This window comes from Caballeronia sp. LZ043 (genome assembly GCF_031451075.1).
In the GTDB taxonomy this organism is placed as follows: Bacteria; Pseudomonadota; Gammaproteobacteria; order Burkholderiales; family Burkholderiaceae; genus Caballeronia.
The window spans coordinates 690,832-704,713 of the sequence record NZ_JARUXT010000004.1; the positions used below are offsets into that span (position 1 = coordinate 690,832).

Annotated in this window: 14 protein-coding genes; 8 read left to right on the forward strand and 6 right to left on the reverse strand. The window is 64.5% G+C overall.

What is annotated here, in order from left to right; genetic code table 11:
* Positions 1–66: 66 nt before the first annotated feature.
* Complete coding sequence (locus tag QCE64_RS30680) at positions 67–972, reverse strand: NAD-dependent epimerase/dehydratase family protein (protein ID WP_309934698.1); 906 nt, start codon at positions 970–972, stop codon at positions 67–69.
* A 199-nt stretch (positions 973–1,171) separates the two neighbouring features.
* Here QCE64_RS30680 and QCE64_RS30685 point away from each other — a divergent pair, with 199 nt between their 5' ends.
* Entirely contained in the window at positions 1,172–1,564 is a 393-nt protein-coding gene (locus tag QCE64_RS30685; RefSeq protein WP_310007920.1) for a RidA family protein, read from the forward strand.
* 16 nt (positions 1,565–1,580) lie between these two features.
* On the opposite strand, the gene QCE64_RS30690 is transcribed toward QCE64_RS30685, so the two are convergent.
* Positions 1,581–3,302, reverse strand: a complete 1,722-nt coding sequence (locus tag QCE64_RS30690) for an acid phosphatase (RefSeq protein WP_310007922.1) — start codon at positions 3,300–3,302, stop codon at positions 1,581–1,583.
* A 226-nt stretch (positions 3,303–3,528) separates the two neighbouring features.
* Positions 3,529–4,323, reverse strand: coding sequence for a sulfite exporter TauE/SafE family protein (locus QCE64_RS30695; protein WP_310008607.1), 795 nt, complete (start codon positions 4,321–4,323; stop codon positions 3,529–3,531).
* Between the two features lie 179 nt (positions 4,324–4,502).
* On the opposite strand from QCE64_RS30695, the gene QCE64_RS30700 reads away from it, so the two are divergent.
* Positions 4,503–6,779 (forward strand): amylo-alpha-1,6-glucosidase, encoded by a 2,277-nt coding sequence (locus tag QCE64_RS30700; protein ID WP_309926214.1) that lies wholly within the window; start codon positions 4,503–4,505, stop codon positions 6,777–6,779.
* A gap of 46 nt (positions 6,780–6,825) precedes the next feature.
* Here the strand turns inward: QCE64_RS30700 and QCE64_RS30705 are convergent, their stop codons facing one another.
* Complete coding sequence (locus QCE64_RS30705) at positions 6,826–8,007, reverse strand: 4-hydroxybenzoate 3-monooxygenase (RefSeq protein WP_310007924.1); 1,182 nt, start codon at positions 8,005–8,007, stop codon at positions 6,826–6,828.
* Between the two features lie 200 nt (positions 8,008–8,207).
* Entirely contained in the window at positions 8,208–9,248 is a 1,041-nt protein-coding gene (locus tag QCE64_RS30710; protein ID WP_309934705.1) for an aldo/keto reductase, read from the reverse strand.
* Positions 9,249–9,464: 216 nt separating this feature from the next.
* On the opposite strand from QCE64_RS30710, the gene QCE64_RS30715 reads away from it, so the two are divergent.
* From QCE64_RS30715 to QCE64_RS30735, 5 genes are all read left to right on the forward strand, one after another.
* Entirely contained in the window at positions 9,465–10,475 is a 1,011-nt protein-coding gene (locus QCE64_RS30715; RefSeq protein ID WP_309934707.1) for an AraC family transcriptional regulator, read from the forward strand.
* A gap of 165 nt (positions 10,476–10,640) precedes the next feature.
* The gene (locus tag QCE64_RS30720) at positions 10,641–11,024 is read left to right on the forward strand and encodes a hypothetical protein (protein WP_309820075.1); all 384 of its coding nucleotides are present in this window, start codon (positions 10,641–10,643) and stop codon (positions 11,022–11,024) included.
* Positions 11,025–11,109: 85 nt separating this feature from the next.
* A complete protein-coding gene (locus QCE64_RS30725) occupies positions 11,110–11,247 on the forward strand; it encodes a hypothetical protein (RefSeq protein WP_309926221.1) in 138 nt (45 codons plus the stop codon).
* A 55-nt stretch (positions 11,248–11,302) separates the two neighbouring features.
* Complete coding sequence (locus QCE64_RS30730; protein WP_309820080.1) at positions 11,303–11,827, forward strand: RNA polymerase sigma factor; 525 nt, start codon at positions 11,303–11,305, stop codon at positions 11,825–11,827.
* Positions 11,824–12,618 (forward strand): anti-sigma factor, encoded by a 795-nt coding sequence (locus tag QCE64_RS30735; RefSeq protein ID WP_310007926.1) that lies wholly within the window; start codon positions 11,824–11,826, stop codon positions 12,616–12,618. Before QCE64_RS30730 ends, QCE64_RS30735 begins: the two co-directional genes overlap by 4 nt.
* Before the next feature lie 87 nt (positions 12,619–12,705).
* On the opposite strand, the gene QCE64_RS30740 is transcribed toward QCE64_RS30735, so the two are convergent.
* Positions 12,706–12,927 (reverse strand): hypothetical protein, encoded by a 222-nt coding sequence (locus QCE64_RS30740; RefSeq protein WP_309820084.1) that lies wholly within the window; start codon positions 12,925–12,927, stop codon positions 12,706–12,708.
* A 422-nt stretch (positions 12,928–13,349) separates the two neighbouring features.
* On the opposite strand from QCE64_RS30740, the gene QCE64_RS30745 reads away from it, so the two are divergent.
* On the forward strand, positions 13,350–13,874 hold the full coding sequence (locus QCE64_RS30745) for an Rrf2 family transcriptional regulator (protein WP_309926226.1): 525 nt from the start codon (positions 13,350–13,352) through the stop codon (positions 13,872–13,874).
* Positions 13,875–13,882: the final 8 nt, after the last annotated feature.

Here is a 13,882-nt window from a genome sequence, read left to right on the forward strand (position 1 = left end):
TCGGCCTGCGCGGCAAATTGGTCAAGCCAGTTTGCCGCGCACTGGGGCGCTCAACGCTATCCGTGCTTACGCCGCCTTGGTGACGAGTTCGTTTTCGATCCACTCGATCACGGACGTCCGCTTCGGCTGCCACCCGAGCGTTTCACGGACCCGCTGGCTGCGCACGCGGCTGTTCGAGCCGAGACCGTAAGAGGCCATTTCATAGCCCCATTCCTTGATCGCTTCCTCCAGCGGCCAGTCTTCTGGTCCGCGCAGTCCGAGCGCACGCGCCATTGCCGTGGTCATGTCGCGGAACTGCGCTTCGCTGCTTTCGACGAAATAAAACGTGCCCGCGGGCGACTTCTGGAGCGCGAGCCGGTAGGCTTCGACGACGTCGTCGATATGCACGTTCGACCAGATATTCAGGCCCCGGCCGACGTGACGCACGACGCCGCTCTTCCGCGCCTGTCTTTCCAGGCGCGGCAACTGTACGCTGCACGCGCCGGGCACCACGCCATGGCCGTAGATCAGCGTGTTGCACAACACGGCCGAGCGCACGCCGCGGTTGGCGGCGTCGAGCACGAGACGGTCGATGGCGACGCGCGGCGCCTTGTCGGCTGTCGGTTCGGGCAGATCGTCTTCGGTGTAGATCCGCTCGGATGCCTCGCCGCCCGACGCGTCCCCGACGATGCTCGATCCGCTCGTATGCAGGAACGGCTTGTTCGAGCCTTCGAGCGCGCCAAGCAGCGTTTCGACCGCGCCGCGATGATCGCTGCTGGCGGCGTTGATGACGGCGTCGGCGGCCTGGGCTTCGGCGGCGAGCACGGCGGTGTCGTCCAGACTGCCGATGACCGGCTCGATGCCGAGTTGCTTCAGGTCGCCGGCTTGTTCGGCGCGACGGATGAGTCCGCGGACGCGATGTCCGTCACGCGCAAGCCCGGCGGCGATTGAACCGCCAATGAACCCGCCCGCACCCGTGATGAAAATGTTCATGTTCTTGCTCCAGTTGGATGATTCAGAATCGATGAAGCGAGTATGAACCGCTTCGACTTTCGCAAAAACAGCGATAGTTTCAAATCAAACTTGACTGCAGATCAAGAATCCAATGTGTTCGAATCGCTCTTTGTTTGCACGTGCCTGGTTTTCGTGGACCGGCGCTTTCCTCATCATCGACATCAATTGACAGCACGCCATGCCACCCATTGAACTCATCAACGCCCCTGGTCTGCCCATTCCCGCAGGCCATTACAGCCACGCGACGCGGGCGGGCAATCTCGTTTGCGTCTCGGGCCAGTTGCCCGTGCGTCCGGACGGCACGCATACCGGCGATCGCCCGTTCGAAGAGCAGGCCGAGCAGACGCTCGCCAATCTGCGCACCGTGCTGGAGACGGCGGGCGCAAGCCTCGGCGATTGCATCGAAGTGACGGTGTACCTCGCAGGCGTCGAACACTGGAAGGCGTTCAACGAGATCTACGCGCGCCACTTCGGCGCGTGGAAGCCGGCGCGCGCCGTGGTGCCGGTGAACGCGTTGCACTATGGCTATCTGATCGAGATAGCCGCGCGCGCGTGGATCGAGCGGGACTAGCGGCATATGACCGGCGCTAGGTCAGGTCGAGCGCGGTGGTCAGGTCGCCGAGCGGCGCCTGCCCACGTTCGGCCATCGCCCGGTCTCGTCTGATGACGCCATCCAGCGGTTCAAGATCATGCACGCGCGAGATGAAGCGCAGGATCGAGTTGGTGTCGTGCACGGTGTGATCCACGTAGCCCTTTCTCGCAAGCGGCGAAATCACCAGGGCGGGAATGCGCGAGCCCGGTCCCCAGCGGTCGCCCTTCGGCGGTGACACGTGATCCCACCAGCCGCCGTTTTCGTCCACAGTGACGATGATGACGGTGTTCTGCCACTGCGGCCCGCGCTGGATATGCTCGATGACATTCGAAATGTGGCGGTCGCCCGATGCGACGTCCGCATAGCCCGCATGCATGTTGAGATTGCCCTGCGGCTTGTAGAACGTGACAGAGGGCAGGCGGCCAGCGTCGATGTCAGCGAGCAGCCTGTTCGTGGACGGGTCATCGCCGAGGCCGGCGTCGCGCAGATGTTGGGCGCGCGCTGCCGTGCCGGGCGCGTAGTTGGCGAAGTAGTTGAAAGGCTGGTGGTGATACTGGAAATCCGGCACCGCGCCGGTGTCGCGATGCTCCAGCGCGTACTGCCATGCACCGCTATACCACGCCCAGTCGACGTTCTTCGCGGACAGCCGGTCACCGATGTTCGCGTAGGTCTGAGGCGGCAGCACGAGCGCGTTGGCCCGGTCCGCCAGACGCGGATCGCCGCCGGGTGGAGGGGGCACGTTGCTCGGCTGGAACGGCGGGAACATGGTGTTGACCGCGTAGCCGTCGGCGGTCAGGGCGCCATCGCGGACGAACTTCGGCGGGCCTTCGAGTGCCGACGCCGGAGAATTCGGCGCGAGCTTCAGGCGCGAGCCGGTGGGGTCGTCGCCTTCGACTACGGCCAGCAGCCTGGCTGCCGGACCGGTGCTGGCGTCGGTGTAAAACGGCGGCTGAGCCGAGATCAGGAAGATGTGGTTCAGCCATGACCCACCGAATGCCGACATGAAGAAGTTGTCGCACAACGTGTATTGCTGTGCGAGCCCCCAGAGTCTCAGTGTGTCCGGCGAGTTCTGGTAATGACCCATGACGAGGCCGCCTGAATCGCCCCACGCCGCGAACTGGTTGTTGCGTCCGGCGTTGATCTGCATCTGGTTCTGATAGAACCGGTGCACGAGATCCCGCGTGATGACGGAATTGGGCAGCGGTGCGCCGTTTGCATCAGGAATCTGGAACGGCCCGTTGCGCAAGCCGGTGATCTGCTGCTCGGAAATGGCGTAACGCACGCCGTTCACTTCCTGCGCCTGCGGGACGAGGCCGCCCCAGATCTTCGGCAGCGAGGGCATGGGCGTGACGCCGTCGCGGTCCAGCTGGGTGTAGTGCGACGCAGGCACGGCCGAGAGCGGATATTGAACGCCCGGAAAATTGCCGTAGAGATTGGTGAAGCTGCGGTTTTCCGCGTAGATCACGACAATGTTCCTGACCTGCGCGGCAAGCGTGCGGTCGAGCGCGAGGTCTGCCGCTGTCTTCGGTGTGGACGGTTTCTGCTCGAACAGGTTGCAACCGCTGAGCGTGAGCCCCGCGAAACCCACGCCCGCGACGCCCGCCGCCAGCAGCCTGCGCCGCGCAGGGTCCGCGGGAGCGTCGCTGGCCAAGCCTTCGTTTCTCGATGATGCGTGCTCGTCAGAAAGCTCGTTCTGCGGATGGTCGTTCTGATTCATCGCCTGACTCCTCGTGAAGACACGGCACACGCCCGATGACGCACGCCAGACGCCCGTATTACCCGGCGGTCGATGGAGCGGCCATGATGCCGCATTGGCCGCTCGTGCGAAAGCTGGCCGAATGGGCTAGGACGAATACGGAATCAAACGGCGCCGGGATGCGGCAGGGTCAGAATCGGCCTATATCTTTTGGCCGACTGGAAACCATCATGCGACGTGACTAACATCAACTGAAAACGAGCTTGACTCCCACGAGCACCAGCGTGGTGGCGAGCACGTGTCGCAACAGGGCCTCGGGCGCCTTTGAGGAGAGCATGCTGCCCACGGCAATACCTGGAATGGAGCCCACGAGGAGGGAGGCGAGCAGGGCCCAGTCCACTGAACCGAGCATCCAGTGGCCCGCGCCGGCAATCAGCGTCAGCGGCACGGCGTGGGCCACGTCCGAGCCCACAATGCGCACGGTCGCGAGCCGCGGATACAGCAGCAGGAGCACGGTCACGCCAATCGCGCCCGCGCCCACCGAGGTGATCGAAACCAGCACGCCGAGCACGGCGCCGGTGAAGACGGTCCAGGCAACCGTGCGCGCCGGCCGCTCGGGACGGCTGCGGCCCTTCTGGTAGGCGAGGCGCGCGAGTTGCGGGCGGAAGATGAGTGAAACGGCGGTGATCAGCAGTGCGCTGCCGAGAATCACCTGAATGAGACGGGCGGTATCCGCAGAGCCTATGCCGTGCGCGTGCAGGAAATAGAGCGTGATGGCAGCTGCCGGCACGCTGCCCGCCGCGAGCCGGCCGGTGATGCGCCAGTCCACGGAACCCTTGAGGCCGTGTACCAGCGTGCCGGCGGTCTTGGTTGCGGCTGCATAGAGCAGGTCGGTGCCCACGGCTGTCGCGGGGTGAATGCCGAACAGAAGGACGAGGAGCGGCGTCATCAGCGAACCGCCGCCCACGCCCGTCAGTCCGACGAGGAAGCCCACCGCGAGGCCCGAGGCGGAATAGAGTAGATCAATATGCGGAAATGACATTGCGCGCGGAGAACCCGTCAGGCCCGGTTGAGTCGAAAAACCGTCGATGATAGCGGGTAAGCGCTTTACCGGGTGCATGCAGGTGCCGTCCGCACGGGCGTTCGGCGCATGCCGCGCCACTCCGGGTGCATTCAATCGTAGTTCACGAACACCCTTCAGATCACTTTCAGGAAGGTGCAATGACTAATCAGGAACAGAAGCAGGACCCCGGCCAACAGCAGCAGCAACAGCAACAGCAGCAGCAATCGGAGGGGCAATTGAAGCCTGCCGGCACGGACGAGGCATTCATCCCGACCGAGCATTCGAACATGCCCAGCGAGCGCCAGTTCGTGCTCAAGTCGGGCAACACGTTCGCCGTGTACGACGCCAATGGCGACATCCGTGGCGGCGACGACGGTCTGTTCGTCAACGACACGCGGGTGCTGTCCGAACTCGTCCTGACCTTTGGCGGCCGCGCTCCTTCACTGCTTTCAGGCAGCGTATCGAGCGACAACGCCGTTTTCACCGCGCATCTGACGAACCGCCCATTGCCGCCCATCGGCGGGGCGCGCACGCCGGAAGGCGTGATTCACGTCGAACGCAAGCGCGTGTTGTCCGGGCACGTGCTGCATGAAAGCATCGTCCTCACGAACTACGGCACGGAGCCGTCCACGGTACCGCTGTCCATTTCCTTCAAGGCGGATTTCCTCGACATGTTCGAGGTGCGCGGCGCGAAACGCGGCAAACGCGGCAGCCTGCGCGCGCCGGTGGTGGAGAACGGCGAGGTCGTGCTCCGCTATGTCGGTCTCGATGAAGTGGAGCGCACCGCGCGCATCCAGTTCACGCCGGCGCCGGACGTGCTGTCGCCCTCGCGCGCCGACTACGCGCTGCATATCCAGTCGGAGACGGCCATCTCGGTCTATCTGTCCGTCACGGCTGTCACCCGCGCATTGAGCGACGCCAGCGAGGAAAGCAAGCGCAACGCGGCTGAAGCCGCGGAGTGCGAGCCCGAATCAGGGCGGCCGGCCATCCGCGAAGCGCTCGTCGAGGCGCACCGGCGCATGCGGGACCGGCGTCGGGCCAGTGCCCGCGTGCGTTCGAGCAATCCGCTCTTCAGCGAGTGGATCGACCGTTCCCTGGCGGATCTCGGCTTGCTGACCACGGATCTCGACACCGGTCCGTATCCGTACGCCGGCATTCCATGGTTTTCCACGGCCTTCGGGCGTGACGCCATCATCACGTCGCTGCAGATGCTCTGGCTGCATCCCACGCTCGCGCGTGGCGTCCTGCGCTTCCTGGCCGCCCACCAGGCCCGCGAGGATTCGGCGTTCCGCGACGCGGAAATCGGCAAGATCATGCACGAGACGCGCAAGAGCGAGATGGCCGCCACCGGCGAAGTCCCGTTCGCGCTTTATTACGGCGGCGTGGACAGCACGCCGCTGTTCATCGTGCTGGCGGGTGCCTATGCCGAGCGCACCGGCGACCGCGCGTTGCTCGACGAAATCTGGCCCGCGCTGCAACTCGCGGCCGACTGGGTGGCGCGCCACTGCGACAAGAATCCATGGGGCCTGCTCGACTATCAGCGCGCCTCTGAACACGGTCTGGCCAATCAAGGCTGGAAGGACAGCCAGGATTCCGTGTTCCACGCCGACGGCAAGTTTCCCATCGGCCCGATCGCGCTGGTCGAGGTGCAGGGTTATGCATCGACGGCCTTTTCCACGATGGCGCGTCTCGCGCGCGAACGAGGCGAAGAAGAGCGCGCCCGCGAGTTCGAGCGGCGTGCGCGTCACATTCGCGAGCGGGTGGAAGAAATGTTCTGGATGCCGGAGATGGATTTTTACGGCATCGCGCTGGACGGCAAGGGCGATCTGTGCCGCGTGCTGTCATCGAACGCGGGACATTTGCTGGCCTTCGATCTCGTCGACCGGACACGAGGCGAAGCGGTTGCCCGTCAGCTCGAATCCACGCTGTTCCATACCGGCTGGGGCGTGCGCACATTGGCGGCGGGGCAGCCGCGCTTCAACCCGATGTCGTATCACAACGGCTCGGTCTGGCCGCATGACACGGCCCTGTGCGCGCGCGGTCTGGCACGCTATGGCGATCGCGGCGCGGCAGTCGGTCTGTTGCAGGCGCTTTTCGAGGCGGCCGTCACTTTCGACATGCGCCTGCCTGAACTGTTTTGCGGCTTCACGCGGCAGCGCGGCGAACGGCCGATCGCGTACCCGGTCGCGTGTCTGCCGCAGGCCTGGGCAGCCGGCACGCCGTTCATGATCCTGGAAGCGTGTCTGGGCGTGTCGGTGGATGCGGTGAAGGACGAAGTGCGCATCGATCGTCCGCAATTGCCCGAGGGCATCGACTGGCTCGAAATCGGTGACCTGCGGCTCGGCGACAAGAACGTGACGATCACGTTCCGGCGCGTCGGCGGGCAGGTGATTCCGTCTGTCGAGGGGGATGTCCGGGTGGTCGCGGTGCTGTGAGGTGCCCCCGCATGGCGCCTCGCAGGCGCCATGCAGGCACAGAAGCTCAAACCGCAACGCTCCCCACGTAGTTCTCGGCAAGCGCGGTGGCGGCCGCGCGCGACGTCGTCACATGCTCCAGTTCCGCCACCTGGAGACGCTGCTCAAACGGCGAGGTGTCTTCGAGCTTGTGCAGCATGCGCGTCATCCACCAGGAGAAGTGCTCGGCGCGCCAGACGCGTTTGAGCGCGGTTTGCGTGTAATGCGCCAGCTTCTCGCCGCTGCCTTCCTTGTAGAAGTCGATAAGCGCGGCATTCAGCACACGCACGTCGGACACCGCCAGGTTCAGGCCCTTGGCGCCAGTCGGCGGCACGATGTGAGCGGCATCGCCGGCGAGGAACAGCTTGCCGGACTGCATCGGCGTGGACACGAAACTCCGCATGCCGACAATGTTCTTCTGAAAGATCCGGCCTTCGGTGATCTGCCAGCCATCGGCGGTGTCGACGCGCGCGTGCAGTTCGGCCCAGATGCGATCGTCGGACCAGGCATCGACCGTGTCTTTCGGGTCGCACTGGAAGTACATGCGCTGCACGCCCGGCGACCGCGTGCTGATGAGCGCGAAACCGCGGTCGTGACGCGCGTAGATGAGTTCGTCCGAGGAGGGCGGCGCTTCCACCAGAATGCCGAACCAGCCGAACGGATAGATGCGCTGATAGTCTTGCCGCACCGCTTCGGGAATCGACTGCCGCGAGACGCCTTGCGAGCCGTCACAGCCGACAATGAAATCGCATTCGAGCGTTTCGTCGCGGCCCTCGTGCCGGTAGGTGATGCGCGGCTTGCGGTCGCTGCCTTCGTGGAAGTCGTGCAGCGAGACGTCCGATACATTGAACTTGAGCGCGCCATTCGCGGCCAGCCGCGCCGCGACCAGGTCCTTGATGACTTCGTGCTGCGCATAGACCGTGATCGAATGGCCGGTCAGTTCGGTCAGCGCGATGCGGCGGCGCTGTCCCTCGAAAGCCAGTTCGAAGCCGTGGTGCAACGCACCTTCAGCCTGCATCCGCGCGCCCAGACCGGCCTGATTGAGCGTGTCCATCGTGCCCTGTTCGAGCACGCCGGCCCGGATCGTCGATTCGATGTCGTTCTGACTGCGCGCCTCGAGCACGACGGATTCGATGCCCCGCAGATGCAGCAGATGTGAAAGAAGAAGCCCGGCCGGGCCCGCGCCGATGATGCCGACTTGAGTACGCATGCTTGTCTCCGAGAGGCAATGTGATGTTGTGCGTACAGTGTCGACAGACTGTTTCTATGCAGCAATGCGATAGCCGGGATAGGGAATATCTTATTTCGAGATAAAGGGGGTAAAAGGCAGTAAATCGCCCTGAATCGAGGGTAAATCCCTAGGCCTGACGGGCGGGTGGAAAGGCCGCCCGTCCCGCTTCAGGCCGAGGACTAGTCCTTCATCTGCTTCAGACGCGCTTCTCCCTGGCGCGTGAGCATCCAGCCCGGATATTCGGCAGGCAACTGACTGACTTCGTCGAGCGCCGCCAGCTCGTCTTCGTTGAGCTTCACCTGGGTGGCCGCGATGTTGTCGTCGAGTTGCTCGATCCGCTTCGCGCCGATGATCACGCTCGTCACGACCTTCTGATGCAGCAGCCACGCCAAAGCAATCTGCGCGACCGTCACGCCTTTCGACTCGGCCATGCGCCGCATCACGTCGACGCAGTCATAAGCGCGGTCCACGTTGACCGGCGGGAAATCGAACTTGCTGCGGCGGCTGCCTTCTTCCTTGCCGCCGTCGCGCGTGAACTTGCCTGAAAGCAGGCCGCCCGCGAGCGGACTCCACACCATCAGGCCGACATTCTCGCTTTGCAGGAGCGGCACGAGTTCGCGCTCCAGGTCGCGTCCGGCGATCGTGTAATACGCCTGGAGCGATTCGAAGCGCGCCAGCCCGAGCCGCTCCGAAATCCCCAGCGCCTTCATGATCTGCCACGCGGCCCAGTTCGACACGCCGATGTAACGCACATGTCCGTGCTGCACCAGCGTGTCGAGCGCGCGCAGCGTTTCCTCGATCGGCGTGGCGGGATCGAAACCGTGGATCTGATACAGGTCGACGTGATCCAGTTGCAGGCGTTGCAGGCTCGCCTTGACGCCGTCGATGATGTGATAGCGCGACGCACCGCGCGAATTGGCGCCCTTGGTGCCGGTTTCGCCAAGAATCTTCGTCGCGACGACCACGTTTTCGCGCGGCACCTTGAGGTTCTTCAGCGCCTGGCCAGTGATGATTTCCGAGCGGCCGTCGGAATACACGTCGGCGGTGTCGATGAAGTTGATCCCCGCATCGAGCGAGCGGCCTACCAGCGTGTCGGCATCCGCTTGCTGCAACTGGCCGATGTTGTCCCAGATTCCGCCGGTCCCGCCGCCGAACGTCATCGTGCCGAGGCACAGTTCGGAGACGAAAAGACCGGTATTGCCGAATTTTCTGTAGCGCATGGTTGCTCCCGAATGGCTGAACGGGCGCGGCATCGCCACGGACTAGCGACGAACCGCCCCGGCAGTGCAGTATCGTCCCGCCGTGCCGCGCGGTCATAGCCTGATCCTGCTCGATCCTTGCCTGTTCCTGCAAACGCATCGGGTGTCCCCGAGCAATCTCCCCCTCGCGCGAGTATCCTGAACGCACTCTCCCATCTCGAAAATGGTCCGGAAATCATGGCTTTGAACGACACACCCGAATTCGCCGGTAAAGAGGAGCACGAGCAGCCGCGGGACGCACGCAACGGCGGGCACGGCGGCCACGCCCCCGATCCCGCGCTGGATCAGGCCCGCCTCGATCTCGTCACGCTGCTGGACCGCTTCACCGCCGGCTGCGAAGGGTCGGTCGAAACGCCGGTGCCGGGGCTGGCCCTGCATCGCATCATGAATCCCGGCGGTCCGAAGCACGGCATCCAGACGCCCGCGCTCGCGCTGATCGCGCAGGGCAGCAAGCGGCTGATGGTCGGCGACGAGGTCTATGTCTACGACCCGATGCACTACCTGGTGTCGTCGGTGGATCTGCCGGTGTGCGGGCAGGTGTCGGTGGCGAGTGAATCAGAGCCGTATCTCGGCATGCGGCTGGAGCTGGATGTCGAGGAAATCACTTCGCTGATCCAGGACGAAAAACTGCCGCCCGCGACCCAGGCCGACGCCTCCCGTGGTCTCTATGTGAACCGCTTGGGCAACTCGATGCTCGACGCGGTCCTGCGTCTGCTGCGGCTCGTCGACACGCCTGAAGACGTGCCGATCCTCGCGCCGCTGGTGAAGCGCGAGATTCTCTATCGGCTGCTGATGAACGGCTCCGGCGCGCGCCTGCGGCAGATCGCGCTGCAGGACAGCCAGACGCAGCGCATTGCCAAGGCCATTCAGCTGCTGCGCCAGTATTTCGATCAGCCGCTGCGCGTGGAAGACATCGCGCGCGACGTGCATATGAGCGTGTCGTCGCTGCATCATCACTTCAAGGCCGTGACCGCGATGAGCCCGCTCCAGTATCAGAAGCAGTTGCGCCTGCAGGAGGCGCGCCGCCTGATGCTGCTCGATATCGCCGATGCCGCGACCGCCGCGCATCGCGTCGGCTACGAGAGCGCTTCGCAGTTCAGCCGGGAGTACAGCCGCCTGTTCGGTGCGCCGCCGCTGCGCGACACGCGCCGCTGGCGCGACGCCACGGCGGCGGCAGCCGGCGTCTGAGCGTGCGTGACATCACGAATCACTGGCCGAGCGCGCCCGAATGGTCTTGAATGGATGCCGTCTGGCGATGCGAGGGCGCTGCCGCATCGATTAATTTCATCGTCCGCGGAATAGTGCAGCGCTGACGAACGTTCTACGGATACTTCTACAACAAGGAAAGATGAAATGAAGAAGCGCATCCTGATGTCCGTCGCCGCGTTTGCCGCTCAGGCCGTGTTCACGGCGGGTTTTGCTTCGTCCGCCCATGCGGCGGCGCCGAAGGAAGCCAACGGCATGGCCGTCGATGAAAACGGCATGACCCTCTACACCTTCGACAAGGATTCGAAAGGCAGCCCGAGCGCCTGCACGGGCGGCTGCGCACAGGCGTGGCCCGCCGCGATGGCCGCCGACTCCGACAAGCCGTCGGGCAAATGGACCATGGAAGCCGCCGACGGGGGCAAGCAGTGGGCCTATGACGGCAAGCGTGTGTACCGTTTCGCGAAGGACACGAAGCCGGGCGACAAGAACGGCGACAACTTCCGCGACGTGTGGCATGTCGTGAAGCCTTGAGTAAGGCGGCACGACGCGGCACCAGGACGGGCTCGCGGAATAAAGCGGCTCGTCCGCCAGTCAATACACTGAAAGGAACACGATCATGAAACGATCGATCGGAGTGACGGCGCTCCTGGTCGCGCTCGTCCTCGGGGCGGGGCTGGCCGGCTGTGCAAGCGGAACGCAGGCGGCGCCTTCATCGGGCGCGCCGGGCGGACCCGCCGGCGGAGGGAGCTACTGATGGCCGATTCGGGGCAGCCGGCGCGATTGCGGTGCCGACGAAGGAAGTCCGGAACGTGAGCTTCGAAGGCGATCTCCTCGCGCACTTGCCGCAGCTGCGCCGCTATGCACGCGCGCTGACGGGCGACCGCGCCTGGGCCGACGATCTCGTGCAGGACGCGACCGAACGCGCGCTGAATCGCGCGGGATCGTTTCATGCAGGCACGAATCTGCGGGCGTGGTTGTTCACCATCATGCGCAACCTGTATATCGATCAGCTGCGTGGCCGGCGTGATATCGCGGTGGACGACGAAACCGCGCCCTGGCGGCAGATGGCCGCGCCGCGCGGAGAAGTCGACGGACTGGTGCTGCGGGACGTGCAGCGCGCGCTCTACTGCCTGCCGGTGGAACAACGCGAAGTGATGCTGCTCGTGTGCGTCGAGGAAATGAGTTATCAGGAGGCATCCGTGGTGTTGAACGTGCCGACCGGAACTGTGATGTCGCGTCTGTCGAGAGCGCGCGAGCACATGCGGGTTCTGCTCGGTGAGGAACCGAACCGCAAGGCTTCGGCGTCGTCGTTGAAAGTGGTGAGCCGCTCATGACAGATCAAGACCGTTCACCCGGTAACGGCGCGCACTCCGGGCAGCCCGTGCCGGATCGCGACCTTCAGGCGCTGTCCGCCTTCGTCGACGGCGAACTGAACGGCGGCGAGCGCGAGGCCGCGGCCCAGCGCGTCGCCAACGATCCCGCAAGCGAGGCGACCGTGGCCGCCTATCGTGCGCAGGACAATGCATTGCGCGCGCTGTTCGCCGATCAGGGCGAGCCGCAGGTCATCCGTCTGAAGCCGCGCCCGCGCGAGCGCTATCTGCTGGCCGCGTGCTTCATGGTGGTCGGCGGGGCGTGCGGCTTTCTGCTGCACATGCTGCTGCCTGCGCTCGGCGAGTCGAGTCCGCCTTTTGCCGAACGCGCCGACATCGCCTACGCGGTCTATGCGCCCGAGCAACGGCACGCGGTGGAAGTGGCGGCGTCGCAGCAGGATCACCTCGTCACGTGGCTGTCCAAGCGCCTGAACCGTTCGGTGACGATTCCATCGCTGGCGGAATACGGCTTTCAGCTGGTCGGCGGACGGCTGCTGCCGGACGAGGAGGGGCCCGCGGCGCAGTTCATGTACCAGAACGCGGCAGGCGAACGGCTCACGCTCTACATGACCACGGCAACCATCCGGCGCAACGACACGAAGATCCGCGTGCTGCGCGACGGGCAGCGCACCACCTTCTACTGGGCGTGGAATCGGGTGGGCTATGCGTTGTCGGGGCAGATCGGCGAGGCGAAGCTGCAGGCAATCGCCTACGACACCTGCAAGGAACTCGGCGGCGATCCGAAGCGCTGGTGACGCGCACCGTCCGCCCATGCAGAAAGGCCGCAGCGATATGGAAATCGCTGCGGCCTTTTTCATGCACTCAGGCGCATGCCCGATGCATCAATAACGATGCGGGGGCGGCGGCGCTACGTGATGATGATGGCTTTCCCATTCACGCCGTTGCCAATAGCGATGCCCGTCCCAGTACCGTTCGCCGTGCCAGCCCACGCTGACGTGATGCGGCGCGTAGTGATGCGTGTCCGCCGAGGCGGCGTTTGCGAGGCCCAAACCCAGGGCCGCGGCAAGGGTGGCGATCAACACACTCTTCTTCGTCTTGTTCATGATGTTTGCTCCTGTTTCGTGTCTGGGCGCTGCGAGTTCGCGCGATCAGCTACAACACAAACTGCGACATGCTCAATCCAGGTTGACTGGGTGCTGCACGGGTAAGGTCAGCGATAGTAGTCGCCGTGATGGTGGTGATAACCGCCGCCATCCGGAACGACGATGCAGCCGGACAGCGCACCGCTCAACAACACGCCCAACGCTGCGAGGATCGCTAGTCTTTTCATTGGTTTCTCCCTGTGAATCCATGGAGACCAATGTAGCGGTTAGCAAAATGACAAGCCGTGTTCCTTTGTAAGCAAACGTGTAACCTGAAATATTCGCGACGGCCGTCTGTAAAGGCGTACCCGTGCCCATCAGTGGATTGCACGACTGGTTAAGCAGGGCTATCCTGAACTCCGACATGATGCGTCGGAGTGGACATGGCTCACATCAGCACTGGAGTGGAGTACGCGTTGCACTGCATGCTGTATCTCGCGGAGCCGCCACACGGCGTGCGCGAGGCCGGCGTGCGCGATCTCGCTGAATTGCAAGGCGTGCCGGCGGACTACGTCGCCAAGCTGTTCACGAAGCTGCACAAGGCGGGACTCGTGGTGGCGACGGAAGGCGCGCGCGGCGGTTTTGCGCTTGCGCGGCCATCGAGTGAGATCAGCGTGCTGGATGTCGTCGATGCCATCGATGGCGACAAGCCGCTGTTCGAATGCCGGGAGATTCGCGCACGCTGCGCGGTGTTTGGCGAGGACGCGCCGCCCTGGTCGACCAGCGGCGTATGTGCCGTGCACGCGGTGATGAAGAACGCCGAGAAGCGCATGCGCGAGGCGCTGGCGGCGGACCGTCTGGCGGACCTGGCGGGCCGCGTTCACGCGAAGGCGCCGCGCGCTTACGGGCGGCAGGTCGTCAAGTGGCTGGACGGTCGCACCCTGCAGCGGCGTCCCCGTCAGAGGTAGCTTGAAGC